A 17,808-nucleotide genomic window follows, 5' to 3' on the forward strand; every position below is an offset into this window, starting at 1 on the left:
TGATATGCAAACTGTTGGTTCTTTCTGATGTGCTGTTATCTTGCAGTAAAAATTACGGTTTAAACTGGGTTTGGCAGTAAATGTTTGGGATAAATATTCAAATCATTATTCTTTTCAGTGAATCTTGTCGTAACAACTTGTTTACAATTCTGAGGTAAATAAAAGATAGGGACGGTTGAAATGTTAAACCTACACAAAAAATCACTTCACATTACTAATGTTCAAAACGCCAATTGCGTTGTTATGGTGCCGCCAAAAGAATTTCGATTTAACGAAGAAACGGCACAAGATAATGAGTTTCAAAACAGAGTTAACCTCACTGAAGCTGAGGTTAAGTTAGAAACTATGGCCGAATTTAAGGCGATGGTGGCTTCATTACGTAAAGAGGGTGTGCAAGTTGTAGAGTTTGATTACCCAGAGCTTGGTGTGGAAACGCCAGATGCGGTATTCCCTAACAACTGGTTCAGCACTTGTAGCGATGGCAGCTTGTTCACGTTCCCAATGGCCTGTGAAAACCGTCAGAATGAAGTGAAACCAAATGCGCTTATTGAAGCACTAGAGGCGTCGGGTCGTATAGTTAACCACACTGAGTCGCTAGAGTCTTATATCGCGCAAGGCTCTTATCTAGAGAGCACGGGTGTAATGGTGATTGACCATATTAACAAGACCATCTATGCCGCGCTTTCTCAACGTTGTGATCGTGAAGTGTTAGAAGATTACGCAAAGCGCATTGGTTATTCACGCGTGGTTTCGTTTCAAACGGCATTGCCATCTGGTCAACCGATCTACCATACCAATGTAATGATGGCGATTGGTGATAACTTCTGCGTGATCTGTGATGAAGTGATCCCTGAATTTGAGCGCCGTTTTGTGGTTAAGTCACTCGCGAAAGATAAACAGGTTATCTCTATCTCAATCGATCAGATGAATCGCTTCTGTGGCAATATCCTGCAGCTTGAAACCGTGAATGGCGACAAGGTGATCGCGATGTCTCAATCGGCTTACGACGCGTTCTCTCCAACTCAACTCGCACAACTTTCGACACACGGTAAGTTACTACCATTTAACGTGAAAACGATCGAGGACATTGGTGGTGGTTCGGTTCGTTGTATGCTCGGTGAAGTGTTCCTACCAACACGAGTGAATCGTTTGTAGGTCTGCTTTCGACATTTCTGTTTAAGTTATTCAATACCACTCTTTGTCAAAGGGTGGTATTTTTGTTTTAGGGTGTAACCTCTTCCCCAAACACTTAAAAGAGTCACCAAACGGCGGCTCGACTTAACGACTAACGGCTGGAATGTATGGACTTAAATCTCATTATCCCTTTCTTACGTGTTTACGAACTCAACAGTATTACTCAGGCTGCTGACGTTCTCGACGTTACCCAGCCAGCCATGTCTGCGAGCATCAAACGCTTAGAACAACAGCTGGGTAAAGCGTTGTTTGTTCGTCATGGTCGCAGGCTTGAACCCACATCTGATGCTCACGCCCTTGCTGAACACTTTAAAGAGATAGAACACAGGCTTGAGTTAGCGCTGGATAAACCCAGAGAGTTCACCGTCTATGCTCCCGAACACATCGTGATTCAGCTGCCAGTGATTGAAGGGGTGAAGTTGATTGAAAACCCGTTGTCTGAGTATCTTGTTCTTGACCACTTACGTCACGATAAGATCGACATGGCGATTGAGTCCCGCTTTAAGCAAGAAAAAGAGCTGGCATTTGTGTATGAACATATTCAGGAGGTAGACCTTGTTTACGTTTGCCGTCAAGACCATCCAACAATCGGAGATTCAGTTACGTTAGAAGAGTTTTACGATCTTGAACACGTGACGCTGACTTACACGGTGCGTGAGGTCTCTGGGATTGAGAAGCTCGCCAAAATGAATCTGCCGAGGAAGATTGTTAAACAGGTGACGAGCCCTAGCTCGATGTTGTTATGTGTTCGAAACTCCAATGCTATCTGTGCAACGAATGATAACGACCCATTGATCGAACAGCTTGGGTTGAAGATAATTCGGGTGCCTTTCCCCATTGATCCGATTCAGCTTGATCTGGTTTATCACAAGAAATATGCAAATAATCAAAGTCATGCAGCCATTCGTGCTCAGCTTCATCAGTCTCTGAGAAACGTTTAGCTCCCTTTCAGCTAGCTTTATATTGAATCATCTACCTTTCTGCCGCTACATAAACTGTGTTTATGTAGAGCATTAATTGGCGCTACTACTTCCTCTCAATATTTCTAATTACAGTAATCGCATCACCGTTATTGGTAAAAATTAGAAATTCAACGAGGAAATGGTAATGAAAAAGACAACCTTAGCTTTATTGGTGGCCGCGACTTCATTTGGTACGGTTGCAGCAACGCCTTCTGATAACTGGGGTTTCACGCTTCGAGTTTACCTACCTGACGTAGCCGATGTACAAGATTGGGAAGCAAACATGCCTGACATTAAGCCACTCAACATCTAGTCGTGACTTGTTCAAAGTAATTTCCTGCTCACGGATGAGTATTTCAAATCTCAGTGAAACGCGTGTATCAGCCACGCGCCCAACCAAGGACTCATCCATGAAAATCGATTTAGATACATTTGTGCCGCGCACATTAGCGGTAGGCATTGTTACAGCTCTAATTTGTGTTCCTTCTGTCGCCAAAGCAGAAGACTCTGTCCAAGACATGAGTGACCCACTGGCTGTTTACACTCAGGCCGGTGCAGGCTACAGCGATAAAGGACTGAACTTAAAGTTTGGTCAAACCTACGATACGGGTTCAGACACCACGATGGGGATGAACGTTTTAGAAGTGAAAGGGATCGCCGGTGATGCTATTGGCTTCCGTGATAACGATAAAGCTAAATTCGGCAGTGTCGATGATTCAATAGACTCGGTACGTTTCCGCAACTTTACTGTTGACCTAACCAATGGTCGAGGCGCTCAAGTTGATTTGAACTACAACTTCGATACTAACCAAGGTTCTGCCTCGTATAGCTTCATTCAAGCGCTACCAAAGTTTGGCCCTGTGAACTTATATCCTCTAGCAGGAGCAGGTATTGCTGCAGGTGAGCCTCTAACTGATAAGTCTCGCTCTGATGCCGATGAGCTACATGACCGTTACGACATGCATGGCACATTTTATGTCGCGGGTATGTACGCGAAAATAGAAATTACCGACAAGATCTGGCTGAACTATAACCCGATGTACATGGGAACTATTAGTGGCTCAGATACCTACAAAAATGGTGCGTTCTACGGTGACGATTCGATCATGACTCACGAGTTTGCAGCGTCATACCAAATCAACCCACGCCTCAATGTTCGCTACTTTGCCAACTGGAATGAAGAAGTTGATTTCGAAGATGGCGATCACCGCATAGAGTTTAACTATCAGTTCTAAGTTTAGTTTTAAAAGGAGACCCTCTGTATTTCACTGTTGAAGAGATACAGAGGGTTTAAAGTAACGGGAGCTGCTTTGGTTTTTGGGTAGATTTAATTCCAGAATCGAGTCGCTAGATAACGTGTGAACGAGCTTGTTATTGAGCTGCTAGGAATGCCTTGAAGTGAATGAATTCAATGGAGCGCTGCACCACCTCTTTCGAATACACTAGCGCGGTGTGGTTGAGGTTGAGTGCACAGGTATCCGTAGCACCCTTTAGGTTTGCGTCTTCAAGAGTGACCGTACCATCGCCATGATTTTTTCCTAATACGATTCGCCCTACACCCGCATCATAAGTACCTGTAATCACACCAATTGGCACATCATTATCGTAGTCACCAAGCCCATCGTTGAGGATGTGCTTGGTCGAACCAAAAATGAACCCAAGACCATGATTAGAAAGCGTTTTAGCTATGGTTGCCCCATTGTGTGGTGTGCCCGCTGTAATAATGCAGGTGTCAGCGAAGTGTGGTTGGTAGAATTTAAAGTAATGACGAATCAGTAAGCCACCGAGTGAGTGACCAAAGAAATAGACCTTATCGTGTTCATCAAAGCGTGCATTTACGAAGCGATTTAGACGTTTTGCTGCGGATGGAAAGCGCAGTGAGTTGTAGGCGAACTTATGGGTGGTAAAGCCGTGTTTCTTAAAATTTCTATCTAGATATTGCATGATCAACGCAGGCATATACAGGCCATGAATTAAAACTATGTGTTTGTTTTTATTATTCATTATTACCCTCCGTCTGATGGTGTTTCCAGTATATGGAGTCGCAATTCTAAACTCAATAAAACTTGCTACGAATGGGACACGATAGACAGAGCTCGAGACAAGGCTGTGGTAAATCACCCAACTGCTAGCAATAACCTTCAAAGTCGTTTTGAGCAAGCTCAATCAGTGACGTTAACGACAACTTGGGTGTTTCACTCGGTGAAGTAGCGATCTAATCGGTCGGGTCGGACCAAGATTTAGGGATGTTGAATTGAGGCAAGCTGGTGGGTTTGTTTCTTTCGCCTTTGCGCCATGCTTTTAGCTGATTCACATAAGTGAGAATGTGCGCTATCGCGACAAAGAGTTGGTTTGGAACCATCTGGTCTATTTGAGTGGTGTTGTAGATCGCCCTAGTGAGTGCAGGGCTCTCGACGACTTCAACTTCGTGTTTAGCTGCAAGCTCTCTGATGTACAACGCTACATCATCTTGGCCTTTCGCGACAACAAACGGTGCTTCAGCTTGGCTCAAGTCATAGATTAGGGCAATGGCGTAACGGGTTGGATTGGTTAATACAACACTCGCTTTTGGCACTCGTTCATTGGCACTTCTCTTGGCATTTTGAGTCTGTATCTGACGGATACGAGCTTTCACTTCAGGTCGCCCTTCTTGTTCTTTGTGTTCATCTTTGACCTCTTGCTTGGTCATTTTCATCTGCTTTGTAAATTCATGTCGTTGATAAGGGAAATCAAACAAGCCAAACAGCAAGACGATTAACAGAAGGTAGCCCAAGTACTCAATGGTGATGGTCGCGACCGAAAGCACCACGGTATCAAAGTGGGCGCTGACGAGGTTGGTGATCACTGAGATGTAGCTCGATATTACCCAATACAGCAGAGTAAAGAAAAGAGAGACCTTAATAACGTTCTTGAAAAGTTCGACGATCGATTGGGAGGAAAAGATACGTTTCAACCCCTTGAGTGGACTTATCTTTTCCCATTTGGGTATCAGCAAAGCTGGGCTGAATATCCACCCTCCAAGTAGCGTCGAGCCGACGATTGCGGCAATCATTTGATAAATCAATAGCGGGAAAAATAGCGTGATCATCGAAAAAAGCGCGGTGCCTACTAACTCGACGATAGCCATTGGCTGGCTGACCGTTTGGCTATCAAACTGAAAGCTTACAAGAAACAGTTCAATGAAGGTCTGCTTAATCATGTCAACATTCAACACGTAGTAAGCGACGACGCTGATGAGGGTTATGGAAGAAACGAACTCTTTAGCGCGCGGTACTTGACCCTCTCGCCTAGCTTTAGCGAGCTTATGTTGACTGGGTTGTTCGCTCTTGTCTCCGGAATCTTGATGATCAGACATTAGGCAGCCTCAGCATATAGTGCAGGTGCTGGTTCAACTCTAATACCAGATCAAAATAGTGATCGCCGATACCGGTTAGGGACGCCATTAATGCGAATAAGCCAAGTAGCATGGTCATTGGGAAACCAAGTGCAAAGACATTAAGAGACGGTGCCGCTTTGTTCATTAGACCAAACGTAATATTACTTAGTAGCATGACGACGATAGCTGGCACCGCTACCAACAAACCGGTCGCAAACATCCAAGACACCATTTTTAAGACGTATTCAATGCTGTTGAAAGGGAAAGGTGAATTGAGAGGCCAATACTCAAAGCTCTCTTTGAACACAAGTAGCACCACTAAGTGTCCATCCAAAGAGAGGAAAAGCAGCATGGAAGTGATGAACATGATCCTGCCAATGATGGCAATACTGACTCCGTTGGCAGGGTCGTTCATCACAGCCATAGCTAATCCCATTTGCATGGAAATGGCCTGACCCGCAATCGAAAAAATGGTGAAAAATATCATCACCGCAAAACCAATTAAAAAACCAAAGATGAGCTGGTAAAAAGAGAACAGTAGGGTGTCGATGCTGAAAGGGTTAAATGGAGGGACCTCCTTCACCAAGGGGGCGAGAAGCAGAGAAAAAATAAAAGCAAACAGCAGCTTGACTCTTACCGGAATCGCTTTATCGCCAAAAAATGGTGCGATCAGAAAAAGCCCAGTAAACCGAACAAAAGGCCACCAAAGTACCCCTAGCCATTGGGTGATATCAGTGAAGCTTATTTGCATCATGGCTAGCCAACCTTGCTTGGTATCGTATTGAAGATAAACAAGAATAGGTCGTTGATCTCTTGTAAAAGCCAGTGACCCGCAAGAATGATGCATAGCAGAGTCACGAGCAGCCTAGGAAGGAAGCTAAGGGTTTGTTCATTGACTTGAGTGACTGCTTGGAAAATCGCTACTACCAAACCCACGACCAGGCTAGGCACGATAAGAACCGACACCATAAGAATGATCAGCCAGATTGCTTGGCTTACCAGAGTGACGGCTTCTTCCGGGCTCATCCACTTATCCAGAAACTGTTGGCTAAACTACCTATGAGTAAGCCCCAACCATCGACGATGACAAATACCAGCAGTTTAAAAGGCAGAGAGACAATTAAGGGCGACAACATCATCATCCCCATCGACATCAGGACAGACGCCACCACTAAGTCGATGACAAGAAAGGGCAAAAACAACATAAAGCCGATTTGGAAGGCGGCCTTTAGCTCACTCAGCAGATAGGCCGGCAGTAAAACTAAGAAGGGAATATCCTGATCTGACTCTATGGAGGCTTCTCCTGCTATCTTGGAGACTTGTTCGAGTGCCTTGCGTTGTGTTTGGTCGAGCATGTAGCGACGGAGTGGTTTTTCTGCGGTGGCTAACGCTTCCATCAAGGTCACTTCGTCGTTTGAGTATGGAATGTAAGCGGTATCGTAAATCTTGGTCCAAACTGGCCTCATGATCAGTAAGGTGAAAATCAGTGCTATCCCCACAAGCACCTGATTTGGTGGTGTTTGTTGCAGGCCGAGTGCTTGTCTTAAAATGGCTAATACAATAACGATTCGCGTGAAACTGGTACACATAATCACAAAGGCTGGAACGAAGCTCAGCAATGTCATCAAGATCAGAATCTGCAATTTAATGCTGTATTCGGTGCCGTCAGATGTGGTGGTTTCGCTGAGAATCGTCAACCCTTCTGCGTGCGATGTGCCCGCAAATAAGGCTAAAGCTAGCGTGAAGAATATTGGTTTAGACATCGTATTCTTTACGTTACTCAAAGGCGTTACTTACTTGGTTTCTTGATGATGCTCAGTAATCTCACACCATACTGACCATTCTTGGAGACGATCTCTCCGGTACCAAACGCGGTGCCATTGATTTTGATATCAACAGGGTCTCCTTCATGTTTTTCCAGCATCACAACACTGCCTGCCTTTAAGTTCAGTAGCTCGTCTAATATCAATGTCTTGCGTGCAACCTCAACGGTGATGTCGACAGGAATACTCTTGAGCAGAGAGATGTTACTGACGTGCTCTTTGTCGGCACCAAGGTCGATGTCGTCGGCAAGATCATCCAGATCTAAATCATCAAGATCTGGTAATTCATCATGCAGGTTTAGGTCGCTCATTGAGCTGTCAATGTTGCGTGTCTCTTTGTCGTTAGCCATCGATTTCGACTCCCAGTTCAGAGTTTATGGATTGAAGTTTGCCAAAAAAAGTTGGGTGCCCGTTGACCTTGACTGTTAGGTTTTTGCATAGGGTCATGGGCATAAAATCTCCGGGTTTCAGCTGAGAAAGCTCATGCAGTGTGCATTGCTTGTGAAGCATGACGCACCCTAATTCGACGGGTTGGTATCGCAGGTTGTCGAGTATCTCTTCCCGATCAAATGTTTCGTTACTTTCCATCATGTCGCGCAGCTTTTTCACATACTTGTTGTCGATCATGAAGGTCACATCGAGTTGCTGGTCGTCAAACTCAAACGTAATGGTGACGCCAATGTCAGAGGGCTGATGGTCGGTGTGCTCAATGGCGTAATGATTGGCATCGGCAGTCAGCGCGTTGGTGATCGCCATGGTGAACTTTTGAAAAAGCCTTAGGTGGGTTTGGGTTAGCGCAATATCGGGGTTGCTACGCTTAGATTTTTTGAGTGGTAATGGGTTGTTGAGGTGCTTGTGTAGCAGAATATCGGCAGCTTGGGGTGAAATAAAGAAAAAAACATGTCCAAATTCCTCAATATGAAGAACGGTTTTGATGCTGTTTGCTGGTGGTCGGCGCGTTTCTGAAAACGTGGCTTTGACGTGACGGCCCGCAAAGTTAAATTTAAAAATATCAATAATTTCTGTTGAGAAATGGCTTGAATGTCTTAACAGAAACTTACGCATTTTTATGCTCGGATTGCCGAATTCAGTCAGTGATAATTTCTTCATGTCAAGTACCAGTGGTTGGTTTTTGCGGTCATTCTCAAATTTGACACGCTAATTAATCCTAACTATAGGTTAAAGCAATCTCATTTCAACTTCGGTTGCGAGAGAAAATATAAAAAGATAAAGGCCTACTTCTGATAAGGATTAAGGCCAAACAACGACGAGGCTAGGGCAATGATTCACTTAGACGATGCACTTGGGGTACACCCCAAAATGGTGCAGTTTCGTTTGGACAGAGCGGCAGTATTGAGCTCCAATATTGCTAACGTGGATACGCCTAATTACAAAGCGATGGATCTCAGATTTGAGGCGGTACTCAGTGGTATTGGTCACTCAAAAGACTGGTACATAGGTACGGCGGCTCAATATCGGATTCCTGTGCAAAGAACACGAGATGGCAACACTGTTGAGCTAGAAAACGAGCAAGCTAGGTTCGCGAAAAATGTGATGGATTATCATCAGAGCCTTGCGTTTTTGCAGTCTAAAATCAACGGGATAAAGTCTGCCATCAAAGGACAATAAGTGAATTAGGTAGGGACATCATGGCATTCTTAGGTATCTACGAGACGGCAGGCTCAGCGATGAGTGCACAGACCGTCAGGCTTAATACTATCTCCAGTAATTTGGCGAATGCCGATTCCGTATCTGGTGACCCATCACAAGTCTATAAACCGTTGAAACCGATTTTCTCGGCGGTCTATAACCATTTCAATGCACAGCAAACTCAACAGCAAGGTGTGGTGCCGATTCGCATTGCCGATGTTGTGGAAGTCTCTTCAATGATGGAAGGGCGTTATGAGCCCAACAATCCTCTCTCCAATGACGAAGGGTATGTTTATTACTCTGGCATTAATGTCGTTAACGAAATGGCTGACATGATCTCGGCTACTCGTAGTTTTGAAGCCAGCGTAGAAGTGCTCGGCAACGTAAAGTCGATGCAACAATCATTGATGGGGCTTTGGCGCAGTTAACCCAACTGCTGCCAATGACACCCGAGGAACGACACCATGACAACGATATCCGGTGCTGCGCAGGTCAATAATATTGAGTCTGCGTCAACGATGACCCCTCAAGATAATCCGAACAGTGCGAGTGCATTAAAGAATGAGTTCATTACTTTGATGGTGGCTCAGATTGAAAATCAGGATCCACTTAACCCAACTGATGGCACGGAATATGTCGCACAGTTGGCGCAGTTCTCTCAGGTTGAAAGTACGGAAAACCTGGTTCAACTGACGCAAAATAATTCGACAATGCTCGATAACTTACAAGTGCTTAGCACCGCCGCATTGATTGATAAAACGGTGACGGTAAAAAGTGATCGTTTGTCTGCATCGGGTGTTGAGCAGCATACGGGGTACATTGAGTTACAGGCGCCATCGAATACCGTGATGCTCGAGCTAGTCGATTCGCTTGGCAACGTTAAGTCGATGAACCTTGGTCCGAACAGCGCAGGGCGAGTGGATTACACATTAGATGCGCAAGCCATGGGGCTAACCGGTGAGTATCAGATGCGTATCAAATTGGACAGTGGACAAGTTTACCAGCCATCGATTTATCTGCATGGCCAGGTGGAACATGTAACGACACCTTTGATAGGTGGCAGCAGTCACTTGCAGGTTAAAGGGGTTGGCATGGTCGCGTTTTATGACGTGGCTGCCTTCTCAAATGAGTAAGGCTTTTAATTAGTTAGATAACTTTCGCTACATTTTCGGCTTTGCCGGTTTTTGGTTTGTATTTTTTAGTTCTTTTAAGTAAGTAAGATGGCGGCTGTCGTTCTCCGCTGATGTTCGAATCTACGGAGATAGCCTCTTTAGCGTGAAGAGGAAGACATTATGAGTTTTAGTATTGCACTGAGCGGGCTAAATGCCTCGAACTCAGAGCTGAACACCATTTCCAATAATATTGCTAACGTTTCTACGACGGGCTTTAAAGAGTCGAGAACCGAGTTTGCTTCCGTTTATAGCGGTAGTGAAGCTGGCGGCGTTGAAGTGGTTGGGGTTTCGCAAAACTTTGAAAAAAGTGGAACGGTTACAGGTACAGGGCGATCTCTGGATATGGCATTAAGTGGCAATGGCTTCTTCGTGCTTGAAGACAGTAAAGGGCAAACTCTCTATACCCGCTCTGGTATTTTCAACATGAACGCTGATGGGGTGATAACTGCGAACAGTGGTGCGGCTCTGCAAGGTTACTCGGTTGATGGTAATAACAATTTATTGCTCGGCTCGGTAGGCACGGTGCAGATAAGTACTGCATCATTGCAGGCTAGGGAAACAGATGCCATTGAGTTTGTTGCCAATTTAGATGCCAGAGAGCAGGTTCCCGCCAGCGCATTCGACTACAGTGATTCTTCCACCTACAACCACTCTTATACCACCCCAGTTTATGACTCTTTGGGTAACCCTCATACGGTGAGCCAGTACTTTGTTAAAGGTGCGTCTAATGACTGGGATGTTCACATCTTGGTTGATGGTAAAGCGATTGATGGGGCTGACGCCTTGGTACCCGCCGCTTCGCCAACCGCGACGGATACCGCAAACTTTACCTTTAATGCCGATGGCACCATCTCATCGGGTGGTAACTACTCGGTCAGTTTCGACCCTGCCAATGGGGCAAACAGTGTCACTGTGAACATCGATCTATCCGCAGTCACCCAGTTTGGTAGTGACTTCGTTGTTTCCAAAAATAGCCCAAATGGCTACACCTCTGGTGATTATGCCAGTGTGCGAATGGAAAACGATGGCCGTATATTTGCGACCTACACCAACGGCCAATCTCAATTGCAAGGTCAGGTGGTGCTTGCCGACTTTGCTTCTCCTCAAAACATGATCAAAACCAGTGATACCGCTTGGTTGCAAAGCTTCAGTTCCGGTACGCCAGTTCTTGGTACCGCGGGCAGTGGGGTATTCGGTGATTTGACTTCTGGTGCACTCGAAGGTTCTAACGTCGATCTGACGTCTGAATTGGTGGCCTTGATGACGGCTCAGCGTAACTATCAAGCCAATACCAAGTCGATATCGACATCGGATCAACTGACGCAAGCCTTGTTCAACGTGGTGTAGCGCTATGAATCCTATTCTTTTTAGTGCAGCGAAAGGTGCTGAGCGAACCATGCTCGCTCAGCACGTTCGCGCAAATAATCTGTCACATGCGGACACCGTAGGCTTTAAAGCCTTAATGGAGCACTCAACACCGATGCGTCTTGAGGGCTCAGGCTTTCTGACTTCCGTCACTTCCAGAACCAACTCTTCGATCAATAACTTTGCTCAGGGTGAAGATATACGTACTGAGCGCCCACTGGATGTCGCCATTAATGGTGACGGCTTTATTACGCTCGAAGGGCTAGAAGGTGAACCAGCCGAGCTCTATACGCGGGCAGGCAATTTTCGATTGGATGGCAATGGTCAACTCTACCTTGGCGAGCGCCGAGTGATGTCGACCGAAGGCCCAATGGTGTTGCCAGACTTTGAGTTTGTGTCGGTGAGTTCGAATGGATTGGTGTCGATCACCCCGATTGGAGGTGAAGCGTCGCTAGAGGTTGGCGCCATCAAGCTGGTTAAGCCTGAGAATGAACAAATGACCATGCATGCCAGTGGTCATTTTGTTCCGAAAGGCGGGCAAGCATTGGCTGAAGATTTTACCGTTCAGGTTCGTTCTGGTTATTTAGAAGCGAGTAATGTCTCCAGTTTAGAAGAGCTGGTTAGCATTATGTCGCTGACTCGACAATACGAAATGCAAATTGAAGTGATGGCATCTGCAGATGAAATCGCTCAGATAGGCAATAAGCTTCTCAAAGCTTAAGGAAGGGAATTATGCACAGTGCCTTATGGATATCCAAAACAGGGATGGCCGCACAAGATGCAAAAATGACGGCTATTTCGAACAACCTTGCCAATATCAATACGGTGGGTTTCAAGCGTGACCGCGTGGTGTTCGAAGATCTTTTTTATAGCGTCGATAAACAAGCGGGTACCGAAACCACAGAGCTTAATGAACACCCAACGGGGATTCAGCTCGGTAATGGTGTTCGAGTGGTCGGCACCGAAAAAGTGTTTACTCAAGGGAATATCCAGAATACCAACCAACAATTTGATCTGGCGATTTTAGGTGATGGCTTCTTTCAGATTGAGAACTCAGACGGAGAGCTGCTCTATACCCGAAATGGACAGTTTCAAACCAACTCTGATGGCCAGCTAGTTAATACGCAAGGTTACCCTCTGATCCCTGAAGTCGTCATTCCTCAAGAGGCGACTCTGGTCAGTATTACTGCTGATGGCGTGGTCAGTGCCACGATACCGGGCCAAGTCAATCCTGAAGACCTAGGGCAAATCACCATAGTGAAATTCATGAACCCTGCAGGGCTCTCTGCTCAAGGGGGAAACTTATTTATTGAAACGGAAGGCTCGGGTGAAGCGGTCGAGCTCGTCGCAGGAACAGAAGGTTCAGGTCAGTTAAAACAAGGGGCACTTGAAGGATCGAACGTACAGGTGGTGGAAGAAATGGTTGATATGATCGCCACCCAACGCGCTTATGAGATGAGCGCCAAGATGGTCAGCGCAGCCGATGAGATGCTGCAGTACATCGCGCAGCAATCATAGCTCTTGCTTTAACGAGCGAATAACGATGGTTGCTAGGGAGATCTGACATGGAAAAGCCAATTAAGCCAAGGTTGGGTAAGCCGCATGCAATCGGTGCGATTTATTATCTCGCCGTAGTTACCTTGCTGGTGGTGATGGTGGCGGGTTGTGCTGGTCGCCAAGACGATTTTATTCCACCATCGCCAAATGATGAAGCGTATGCACCGCCCGAGCTGGACTATCAAGTGACCAGAGTCAGCAAAGGTAGCCTCTATACGGGAACGACTTCGATGACCTTGTTCCAAGATCGAAGAGCGTACCGTGTGGGCGATATTTTAACGGTGTTGTTGGATGAAAAAACAGAGTCAGATAAGAGTGCTTCAACCCAATATGGCAAAGATTCCAGCGCTAACATCACCGCGCCTACATTGGGCAACAAGACCTTTGAAGACGTGAGCGCTTCTGTTGATGCCACGCGAGATTTTGATGGCGCAGCTGCCTCGAAACAAGGTAACAGCTTATCGGGTTCTATTACTGTCACCGTGTACAACGTCTTGCCCAATGGTGTGCTTAGAGTAAGAGGAGAGAAGTGGCTCAAGCTTAACCAAGGAGATGAATACATTCGTCTGACTGGCAATGTACGGGTCGATGATATTCAGGCAGACAACACACTCTCTTCCCAGCGAATTGCCGATGCAAGAATTACTTATGCTGGCCGCGGCTCGTTTGCTGATACCAACACTGCTGGTTGGTTGACACAGTTCTTCAATTCGCCATGGATGCCATTCTAATGAGTGCCCTAATTCGCTTCTACTTAACCTCATTGGCGCTGCCTTGGTGTTTGCTTGGGTTTATCTCTTCGGCAGATGCGGCACGACCAATTGCAGAAGTCGCCGAGGTGTATGGCGATAGACAAAACCAACTTATTGGCTATGGGTTAGTTGTGGGTTTGGACGGGTCTGGCGATAAATCGCAAGTGAAGTTCACGCAACAATCGGTAGTTAACATGATCAAACAATTTGGGGTGCAACTGGATGATTCCACTAACCCTAAGCTGAAAAATGTCGCTGCCGTTAGTGTCACAGCCATGGTGGAACCTCACCAAGGTGCAGGTCAAACCCTGACTGTGACGGTGTCTTCATTGGGGGATGCAAAAAGCTTGCGCGGAGGCACCTTATTGCTCACTCCACTACGAGGTATTGATGGCGAAGTGTACGCCATAGCACAAGGCAGTCTTGTGGTTGGTGGCTTCAATGCCACTGGTGAAAACGGAACCAGCATTACAAGAAACACTCCGACCGTCGGGCGTATTCCCAATGGTGCGACCTTAGAACGTGAGGTATCGACCGGTGCTGATTTAGAGCCAACGATACGCTTGCAGCTCAAACAACCGAATTACGAAACCGCGCTTAATGTTTCCAAAGCCATTAATAAGATGTTTGGTGGTCAGGTAGCGAAAGCGCTCAATAAAGGTCAGATCCAAGTCTCTGCCCCGCTTGATAGCGAAGACCGAGTGATGTTCGTTGCCATGATTCAAGAGCTTGAGGTTGAAGAGGGCCGCCGATTGCCTAAGGTGGTGTTCAACTCTCGCACCGGAACAGTGGTGATCAGCCAGAATGTGACGGTGTCTGAAGCGGCGGTCAGCCAAGGTGGGATCACCGTGACAATACTGGAATCTCAATCTGTTTCTCAGCCCGGTGGTGCTTTCAATACTGCTGGGGAAACCGCAATTATTCAGAACTCACAAGTGAGTGTGGATGAGGAAGATGGGACCACTATGATTTGGCCGAGAGGGACCAATCTGCAAGAGATCGTTGATGCGATTAACAACATTGGAGCGACGCCGGAAGCGCTGATGCAGATCTTGCAGGCACTCGATGAGGTGGGTGCCATTAACGGGGACTTGGTGGTGATTTAATGACGAATCTAACGGCTGTGACTCACGCGGCGCTTGAACCAATATCAAGTCATTATGCGGCGCCAATACTGGATAGCCCCAAAATGGCGGCGTCGGTCAAACAGGCTGAATATTCACAGCCATTTGAAAGATTAATGATGGACAGAGCGCCTGAAACAGGACACATGGCGAAAGCCAGCTCTGGTTCGAGCCAAGCAATGACCAACTTTTACTTGGACAACAACGTGCTTGCTAAATTAAAGCATGACAATTCTGCTTCAGGATTATTGGCGGCTTCACAGCAGTTTGAGGCGTTGTTTTTACAACAAATGCTGACCCGAATGCGCTCTGCCAGCCAAGCGCTTAGTGACAAAGATAATCCGTTGTCGATGAAATCAGACGATATGTTTCAGGGCATGCTAGATGCTCAACTTGCACAGCGAATCAGCCGTCAATCGTCGTTCGGATTAGCCGAGATGATTTTTAAACAGTTGTCATCACAAGTTATGGGCCGACCTTTTGATAAGGAGAATCAGTAATGGGCATGACCAACATCGGGTTAAGTGGCGCGCTCGCCAACCGGGTAGCGCTCAATACGACGGCGCAAAATACCGCTAATGTGAATACTCTGGGGTATAGCCGTCAAATAGTGACCATGGAAGCCAGTTTATCGGGCAATGCCGTAAATGGTATTAATTTAGGATCTGGTGTTGAGGTGAGCGATATCCTGCGGATTGCCGATCAATCGTCTATCAATCGACTAAGAGAAGCGACGGAATCTGCCCAATTTAGCCAGAGCTACTTCAATGGCCTCTCCAATTTGGAAAACTTATTGGGGGCGGATGGGCTGAGCCTGACACAGGGAATGAACGGATTTTTTGCTGCCATTGATGAGGCCAGTGTGACCCCCGAAAGTGTTGCTTTTCGCCAGCAAGTACTGACCAATGCTAACGCTTTGGCGCAACAGTTTAACTCTGTATCTGCCCAGTTGGGCCAGCAAGAAGCCGCGCAAAGTGAGCGCTATGGTGCTCTGGTTACCCATGTGAATAGTCAATTAGAAAGCATCGCTTCTCTAAATCAAAAGCTCCAAGAAGATGCGCTGCTAGGCAAGAACGTTGGTGGTTTACAAGATGCGATGGATAAACACCTCAATGAACTCTCTAAGTCTCTCGATGTTCAGGTGATCTACACCAATGGCGGCGTCGAACTTTCTACACCAAACGGCCAACCTCTAGTGATTGGTGGTTATGCCGCATCGTTTGCGCGAGATCTATCCAGTGGCGACCCTTACAGCACGGATTTGAACATCACCTTTCAGTCAATGACAACGCCTGTTGATGCTTCACTAGGTGGAGAGTTAGGAGCGCTCGAAGCACTAAAAACGAATCAATATGAACCCATCAAAACACTGCTAGCGGATCTTGCCAAAGGCTTGGCCGATGGCGTGAATACAGCATTGAACTCTGGGTTTGATCTCAATGGCGCGGCGGGTCAGAACTTGTTTACCTACACCCCAGGCAGTGAAGCTTTATCGTTGGCGATAGATCCTAGCCTCACGGCACAAGACTTAGCCTTTTCATCGAGTGCAACGCTTGCCGGAAACGGCGATGTGTTGAAAGACTTATCGATGCTGTCACAAACACCATTAACCAACGGCTCAGTGGCGGGAGAAACACCCTACAGCGCTTACTCAGGGCTACTCGGTGATATCGGTATTTTCACTCGTCAGGCGCAGAGCGAAGCAACGGCAGCTCAAGTCAGCATGGAAGACGCGCAAGTGGCAAGAGACAGTGTCAGTGCGGTTAATTCCGATGAAGAGGCGGCCAACATGCTGCTCTATCTCAACGCTTATGAGGCCAATATGAAAATCATTAGCACGGCTAATCAGATGTTCCAGACCTTGCTAAGAGCATTCTAGGAGAAAAGTGATGCGTGTAACGGACTCCCAATTTAACGCGGTGATGCAGCGTTCATTAATGGACAACAATATCCGATTGAACAAAGTGTTTGAGCAAATGTCGACTGGGCTGAGGATCAATCATTTATCCGACGACCCGATAGCCGCTGTGCGCCTTGAGGGATTAAAAAAGACGGTCTCTGATAATCAGCAGTACCAGCGAAATATCGAAAATGTGCAGTCACAACTGACGCGCTACGAGACTAACGTCAACACGCTTGAGTCGCTCTCCCAACAAGTGAATGAACTGCTTCTACAAGGGAAAAACGGCACTCTTGATTCGGAAAGTCGGGCGGGAATCGTGCTCGAACTCAAGTCACTTAAAACGGAAATGTTGAACACTCTGAACCAAGCCAATGAGGGCAGTTATCTCTTTTCCGGTACCGATATCAGCACCCCTGCGATCGATACTGTACCGCCTTATACCTTAAACCCCAATTCAGATTATCGCGAAACTAAGGTGGGTGATAATCAGTACGTGCCGAGTAACCTAACCATCACCGACACCATAGGTAGCAGTGCAATTTTTACTGATTTAGACAATGCGATAGCAGAGTTGGAGTTAGCAACCGGGGGATTCACAACGGCTTTGGATAACGCGCTCACTACCAACCAAGCACTTCATCAAAACTTGTTGGTTTCATTAACCGACATCGGGAGTCAATACAACGCATTAGAAAGGTTGAAAGAGACCAGTATCGATATGGTGTTCTTTGCTGAAACGGTTCGCTCTGAGCTAGAGGAGCTGGATTATGCCGAGGCATCCGTTGAACTTAACCAAGGCATGATCGCGCTCGAAGCTACACAAAAGACCTTTGCGCGTGTTGCCGGAATCTCACTGTTTGACCTGTTATGAATAAGTACTTTAGGGCAAGCGCTAGCTTAGACATTTCTTCTGCTTTTCGACGTCGATTT

Annotated in this window: 22 protein-coding genes; 15 read left to right on the forward strand and 7 right to left on the reverse strand. The window is 46.5% G+C overall.

Annotation, left to right across the window (positions count from 1 at the left end; genetic code table 11):
* The first annotated feature begins 180 nt into the window (after positions 1-180).
* The 4 genes from OH460_RS01745 (at position 181) to OH460_RS01760 (ending at position 3,391) form a co-directional block, all read left to right on the forward strand.
* Positions 181-1,155 carry an arginine deiminase-related protein gene (locus OH460_RS01745; RefSeq protein ID WP_116871129.1) on the forward strand — a complete coding sequence of 325 codons (975 nt, stop codon included), beginning with the start codon at positions 181-183 and terminating at the stop codon, positions 1,153-1,155.
* A 146-nt stretch (positions 1,156-1,301) separates the two neighbouring features.
* Positions 1,302-2,135, forward strand: a complete 834-nt coding sequence (locus tag OH460_RS01750) for a LysR family transcriptional regulator (RefSeq protein WP_269994494.1) — start codon at positions 1,302-1,304, stop codon at positions 2,133-2,135.
* Positions 2,136-2,301: 166 nt separating this feature from the next.
* A complete protein-coding gene (locus tag OH460_RS01755; RefSeq protein WP_269994495.1) occupies positions 2,302-2,469 on the forward strand; it encodes a hypothetical protein in 168 nt (55 codons plus the stop codon).
* Positions 2,470-2,566: 97 nt separating this feature from the next.
* On the forward strand, positions 2,567-3,391 hold the full coding sequence (locus OH460_RS01760; RefSeq protein ID WP_269994496.1) for a hypothetical protein: 825 nt from the start codon (positions 2,567-2,569) through the stop codon (positions 3,389-3,391).
* A 136-nt stretch (positions 3,392-3,527) separates the two neighbouring features.
* Here OH460_RS01760 and OH460_RS01765 read toward each other — a convergent pair whose 3' ends face one another.
* The 7 genes from OH460_RS01765 to OH460_RS01795 all read right to left on the reverse strand — a co-directional run bounded on the left by OH460_RS01765 (position 3,528) and on the right by OH460_RS01795 (position 8,465).
* The gene (locus OH460_RS01765) at positions 3,528-4,160 is read right to left on the reverse strand and encodes an esterase/lipase family protein (protein ID WP_269994498.1); all 633 of its coding nucleotides are present in this window, start codon (positions 4,158-4,160) and stop codon (positions 3,528-3,530) included.
* A gap of 211 nt (positions 4,161-4,371) precedes the next feature.
* Complete coding sequence (flhB, locus tag OH460_RS01770) at positions 4,372-5,511, reverse strand: flagellar biosynthesis protein FlhB (protein ID WP_269994500.1); 1,140 nt, start codon at positions 5,509-5,511, stop codon at positions 4,372-4,374.
* Entirely contained in the window at positions 5,504-6,286 is a 783-nt protein-coding gene (gene fliR / locus OH460_RS01775; protein WP_269994502.1) for a flagellar biosynthetic protein FliR, read from the reverse strand. Before fliR ends, flhB begins: the two co-directional genes overlap by 8 nt.
* Positions 6,287-6,288: 2 nt before the next feature.
* Positions 6,289-6,558 (reverse strand): flagellar biosynthesis protein FliQ, encoded by a 270-nt coding sequence (fliQ, locus tag OH460_RS01780; protein ID WP_008218029.1) that lies wholly within the window; start codon positions 6,556-6,558, stop codon positions 6,289-6,291.
* Complete coding sequence (gene fliP, locus OH460_RS01785) at positions 6,555-7,295, reverse strand: flagellar type III secretion system pore protein FliP (protein WP_269994505.1); 741 nt, start codon at positions 7,293-7,295, stop codon at positions 6,555-6,557. The genes fliQ and fliP overlap by 4 nt, the downstream gene beginning before the upstream one ends.
* A gap of 26 nt (positions 7,296-7,321) precedes the next feature.
* Entirely contained in the window at positions 7,322-7,705 is a 384-nt protein-coding gene (locus OH460_RS01790) for a FliM/FliN family flagellar motor switch protein (RefSeq protein ID WP_008218033.1), read from the reverse strand.
* Positions 7,698-8,465: a FliM/FliN family flagellar motor C-terminal domain-containing protein gene (locus OH460_RS01795; RefSeq protein ID WP_269994509.1), complete on the reverse strand. Its 768-nt coding sequence runs from the start codon at positions 8,463-8,465 to the stop codon at positions 7,698-7,700. The genes OH460_RS01790 and OH460_RS01795 overlap by 8 nt, the downstream gene beginning before the upstream one ends.
* Before the next feature lie 171 nt (positions 8,466-8,636).
* Here OH460_RS01795 and OH460_RS01800 point away from each other — a divergent pair, with 171 nt between their 5' ends.
* The 11 genes from OH460_RS01800 (at position 8,637) to flgL (ending at position 17,749) form a co-directional block, all read left to right on the forward strand.
* Entirely contained in the window at positions 8,637-8,984 is a 348-nt protein-coding gene (locus tag OH460_RS01800) for a flagellar basal body protein (protein ID WP_008223413.1), read from the forward strand.
* A 20-nt stretch (positions 8,985-9,004) separates the two neighbouring features.
* On the forward strand, positions 9,005-9,433 hold the full coding sequence (gene flgC / locus OH460_RS01805; protein ID WP_008223411.1) for a flagellar basal body rod protein FlgC: 429 nt from the start codon (positions 9,005-9,007) through the stop codon (positions 9,431-9,433).
* A gap of 36 nt (positions 9,434-9,469) precedes the next feature.
* On the forward strand, positions 9,470-10,138 hold the full coding sequence (locus tag OH460_RS01810; RefSeq protein ID WP_269994513.1) for a flagellar hook capping FlgD N-terminal domain-containing protein: 669 nt from the start codon (positions 9,470-9,472) through the stop codon (positions 10,136-10,138).
* A 159-nt stretch (positions 10,139-10,297) separates the two neighbouring features.
* On the forward strand, positions 10,298-11,524 hold the full coding sequence (flgE, locus tag OH460_RS01815; RefSeq protein WP_269994515.1) for a flagellar hook protein FlgE: 1,227 nt from the start codon (positions 10,298-10,300) through the stop codon (positions 11,522-11,524).
* Between the two features lie 4 nt (positions 11,525-11,528).
* Positions 11,529-12,263 carry a flagellar basal body rod protein FlgF gene (locus OH460_RS01820; protein WP_269994517.1) on the forward strand — a complete coding sequence of 245 codons (735 nt, stop codon included), beginning with the start codon at positions 11,529-11,531 and terminating at the stop codon, positions 12,261-12,263.
* 11 nt (positions 12,264-12,274) lie between these two features.
* Positions 12,275-13,060 (forward strand): flagellar basal-body rod protein FlgG, encoded by a 786-nt coding sequence (gene flgG, locus OH460_RS01825; protein WP_269994519.1) that lies wholly within the window; start codon positions 12,275-12,277, stop codon positions 13,058-13,060.
* A 134-nt stretch (positions 13,061-13,194) separates the two neighbouring features.
* Positions 13,195-13,830, forward strand: a complete 636-nt coding sequence (gene flgH, locus OH460_RS01830) for a flagellar basal body L-ring protein FlgH (protein ID WP_050413989.1) — start codon at positions 13,195-13,197, stop codon at positions 13,828-13,830.
* Positions 13,830-14,957, forward strand: coding sequence for a flagellar basal body P-ring protein FlgI (locus OH460_RS01835; protein WP_171730271.1), 1,128 nt, complete (start codon positions 13,830-13,832; stop codon positions 14,955-14,957). The genes flgH and OH460_RS01835 overlap by 1 nt, the downstream gene beginning before the upstream one ends.
* Positions 14,957-15,475, forward strand: a complete 519-nt coding sequence (locus OH460_RS01840; RefSeq protein WP_269994523.1) for a rod-binding protein — start codon at positions 14,957-14,959, stop codon at positions 15,473-15,475. The genes OH460_RS01835 and OH460_RS01840 overlap by 1 nt, the downstream gene beginning before the upstream one ends.
* Positions 15,475-16,854, forward strand: coding sequence for a flagellar hook-associated protein FlgK (gene flgK / locus OH460_RS01845; protein WP_269994527.1), 1,380 nt, complete (start codon positions 15,475-15,477; stop codon positions 16,852-16,854). The genes OH460_RS01840 and flgK overlap by 1 nt, the downstream gene beginning before the upstream one ends.
* A gap of 10 nt (positions 16,855-16,864) precedes the next feature.
* A complete protein-coding gene (gene flgL / locus OH460_RS01850) occupies positions 16,865-17,749 on the forward strand; it encodes a flagellar hook-associated protein FlgL (protein ID WP_269994529.1) in 885 nt (294 codons plus the stop codon).
* Positions 17,750-17,808: the final 59 nt, after the last annotated feature.

Origin of the sequence: Vibrio sp. Makdt (assembly GCF_027587015.1) — a bacterium.
Lineage (GTDB): Bacteria > Pseudomonadota > Gammaproteobacteria > Enterobacterales > Vibrionaceae > Vibrio > Vibrio chagasii_B.

Excerpts from the sequence above, each read along its gene's own strand:
- OH460_RS01745 (WP_116871129.1), top strand. The coding sequence starts at position 181 with ATGTTAAACCTACACAAAAAATCACTTCACATTACTAATGTTCAAAAC.
- OH460_RS01750 (WP_269994494.1), top strand. The coding sequence starts at position 1,302 with ATGGACTTAAATCTCATTATCCCTTTCTTACGTGTTTACGAACTCAAC.
- OH460_RS01755 (WP_269994495.1), top strand. The coding sequence starts at position 2,302 with ATGAAAAAGACAACCTTAGCTTTATTGGTGGCCGCGACTTCATTTGGT.
- OH460_RS01760 (WP_269994496.1), top strand. The coding sequence starts at position 2,567 with ATGAAAATCGATTTAGATACATTTGTGCCGCGCACATTAGCGGTAGGC.
- OH460_RS01765 (WP_269994498.1), bottom strand. The coding sequence starts at position 4,160 with ATGAATAATAAAAACAAACACATAGTTTTAATTCATGGCCTGTATATG.
- flhB (WP_269994500.1), bottom strand. The coding sequence starts at position 5,511 with ATGTCTGATCATCAAGATTCCGGAGACAAGAGCGAACAACCCAGTCAA.
- fliR (WP_269994502.1), bottom strand. The coding sequence starts at position 6,286 with ATGATGCAAATAAGCTTCACTGATATCACCCAATGGCTAGGGGTACTT.
- fliQ (WP_008218029.1), bottom strand. The coding sequence starts at position 6,558 with ATGAGCCCGGAAGAAGCCGTCACTCTGGTAAGCCAAGCAATCTGGCTG.
- fliP (WP_269994505.1), bottom strand. The coding sequence starts at position 7,295 with ATGTCTAAACCAATATTCTTCACGCTAGCTTTAGCCTTATTTGCGGGC.
- OH460_RS01790 (WP_008218033.1), bottom strand. The coding sequence starts at position 7,705 with ATGGCTAACGACAAAGAGACACGCAACATTGACAGCTCAATGAGCGAC.
- OH460_RS01795 (WP_269994509.1), bottom strand. The coding sequence starts at position 8,465 with ATGAAGAAATTATCACTGACTGAATTCGGCAATCCGAGCATAAAAATG.
- OH460_RS01800 (WP_008223413.1), top strand. The coding sequence starts at position 8,637 with ATGATTCACTTAGACGATGCACTTGGGGTACACCCCAAAATGGTGCAG.
- flgC (WP_008223411.1), top strand. The coding sequence starts at position 9,005 with ATGGCATTCTTAGGTATCTACGAGACGGCAGGCTCAGCGATGAGTGCA.
- OH460_RS01810 (WP_269994513.1), top strand. The coding sequence starts at position 9,470 with ATGACAACGATATCCGGTGCTGCGCAGGTCAATAATATTGAGTCTGCG.
- flgE (WP_269994515.1), top strand. The coding sequence starts at position 10,298 with ATGAGTTTTAGTATTGCACTGAGCGGGCTAAATGCCTCGAACTCAGAG.
- OH460_RS01820 (WP_269994517.1), top strand. The coding sequence starts at position 11,529 with ATGAATCCTATTCTTTTTAGTGCAGCGAAAGGTGCTGAGCGAACCATG.
- flgG (WP_269994519.1), top strand. The coding sequence starts at position 12,275 with ATGCACAGTGCCTTATGGATATCCAAAACAGGGATGGCCGCACAAGAT.
- flgH (WP_050413989.1), top strand. The coding sequence starts at position 13,195 with ATGGTGGCGGGTTGTGCTGGTCGCCAAGACGATTTTATTCCACCATCG.
- OH460_RS01835 (WP_171730271.1), top strand. The coding sequence starts at position 13,830 with ATGAGTGCCCTAATTCGCTTCTACTTAACCTCATTGGCGCTGCCTTGG.
- OH460_RS01840 (WP_269994523.1), top strand. The coding sequence starts at position 14,957 with ATGACGAATCTAACGGCTGTGACTCACGCGGCGCTTGAACCAATATCA.
- flgK (WP_269994527.1), top strand. The coding sequence starts at position 15,475 with ATGGGCATGACCAACATCGGGTTAAGTGGCGCGCTCGCCAACCGGGTA.
- flgL (WP_269994529.1), top strand. The coding sequence starts at position 16,865 with ATGCGTGTAACGGACTCCCAATTTAACGCGGTGATGCAGCGTTCATTA.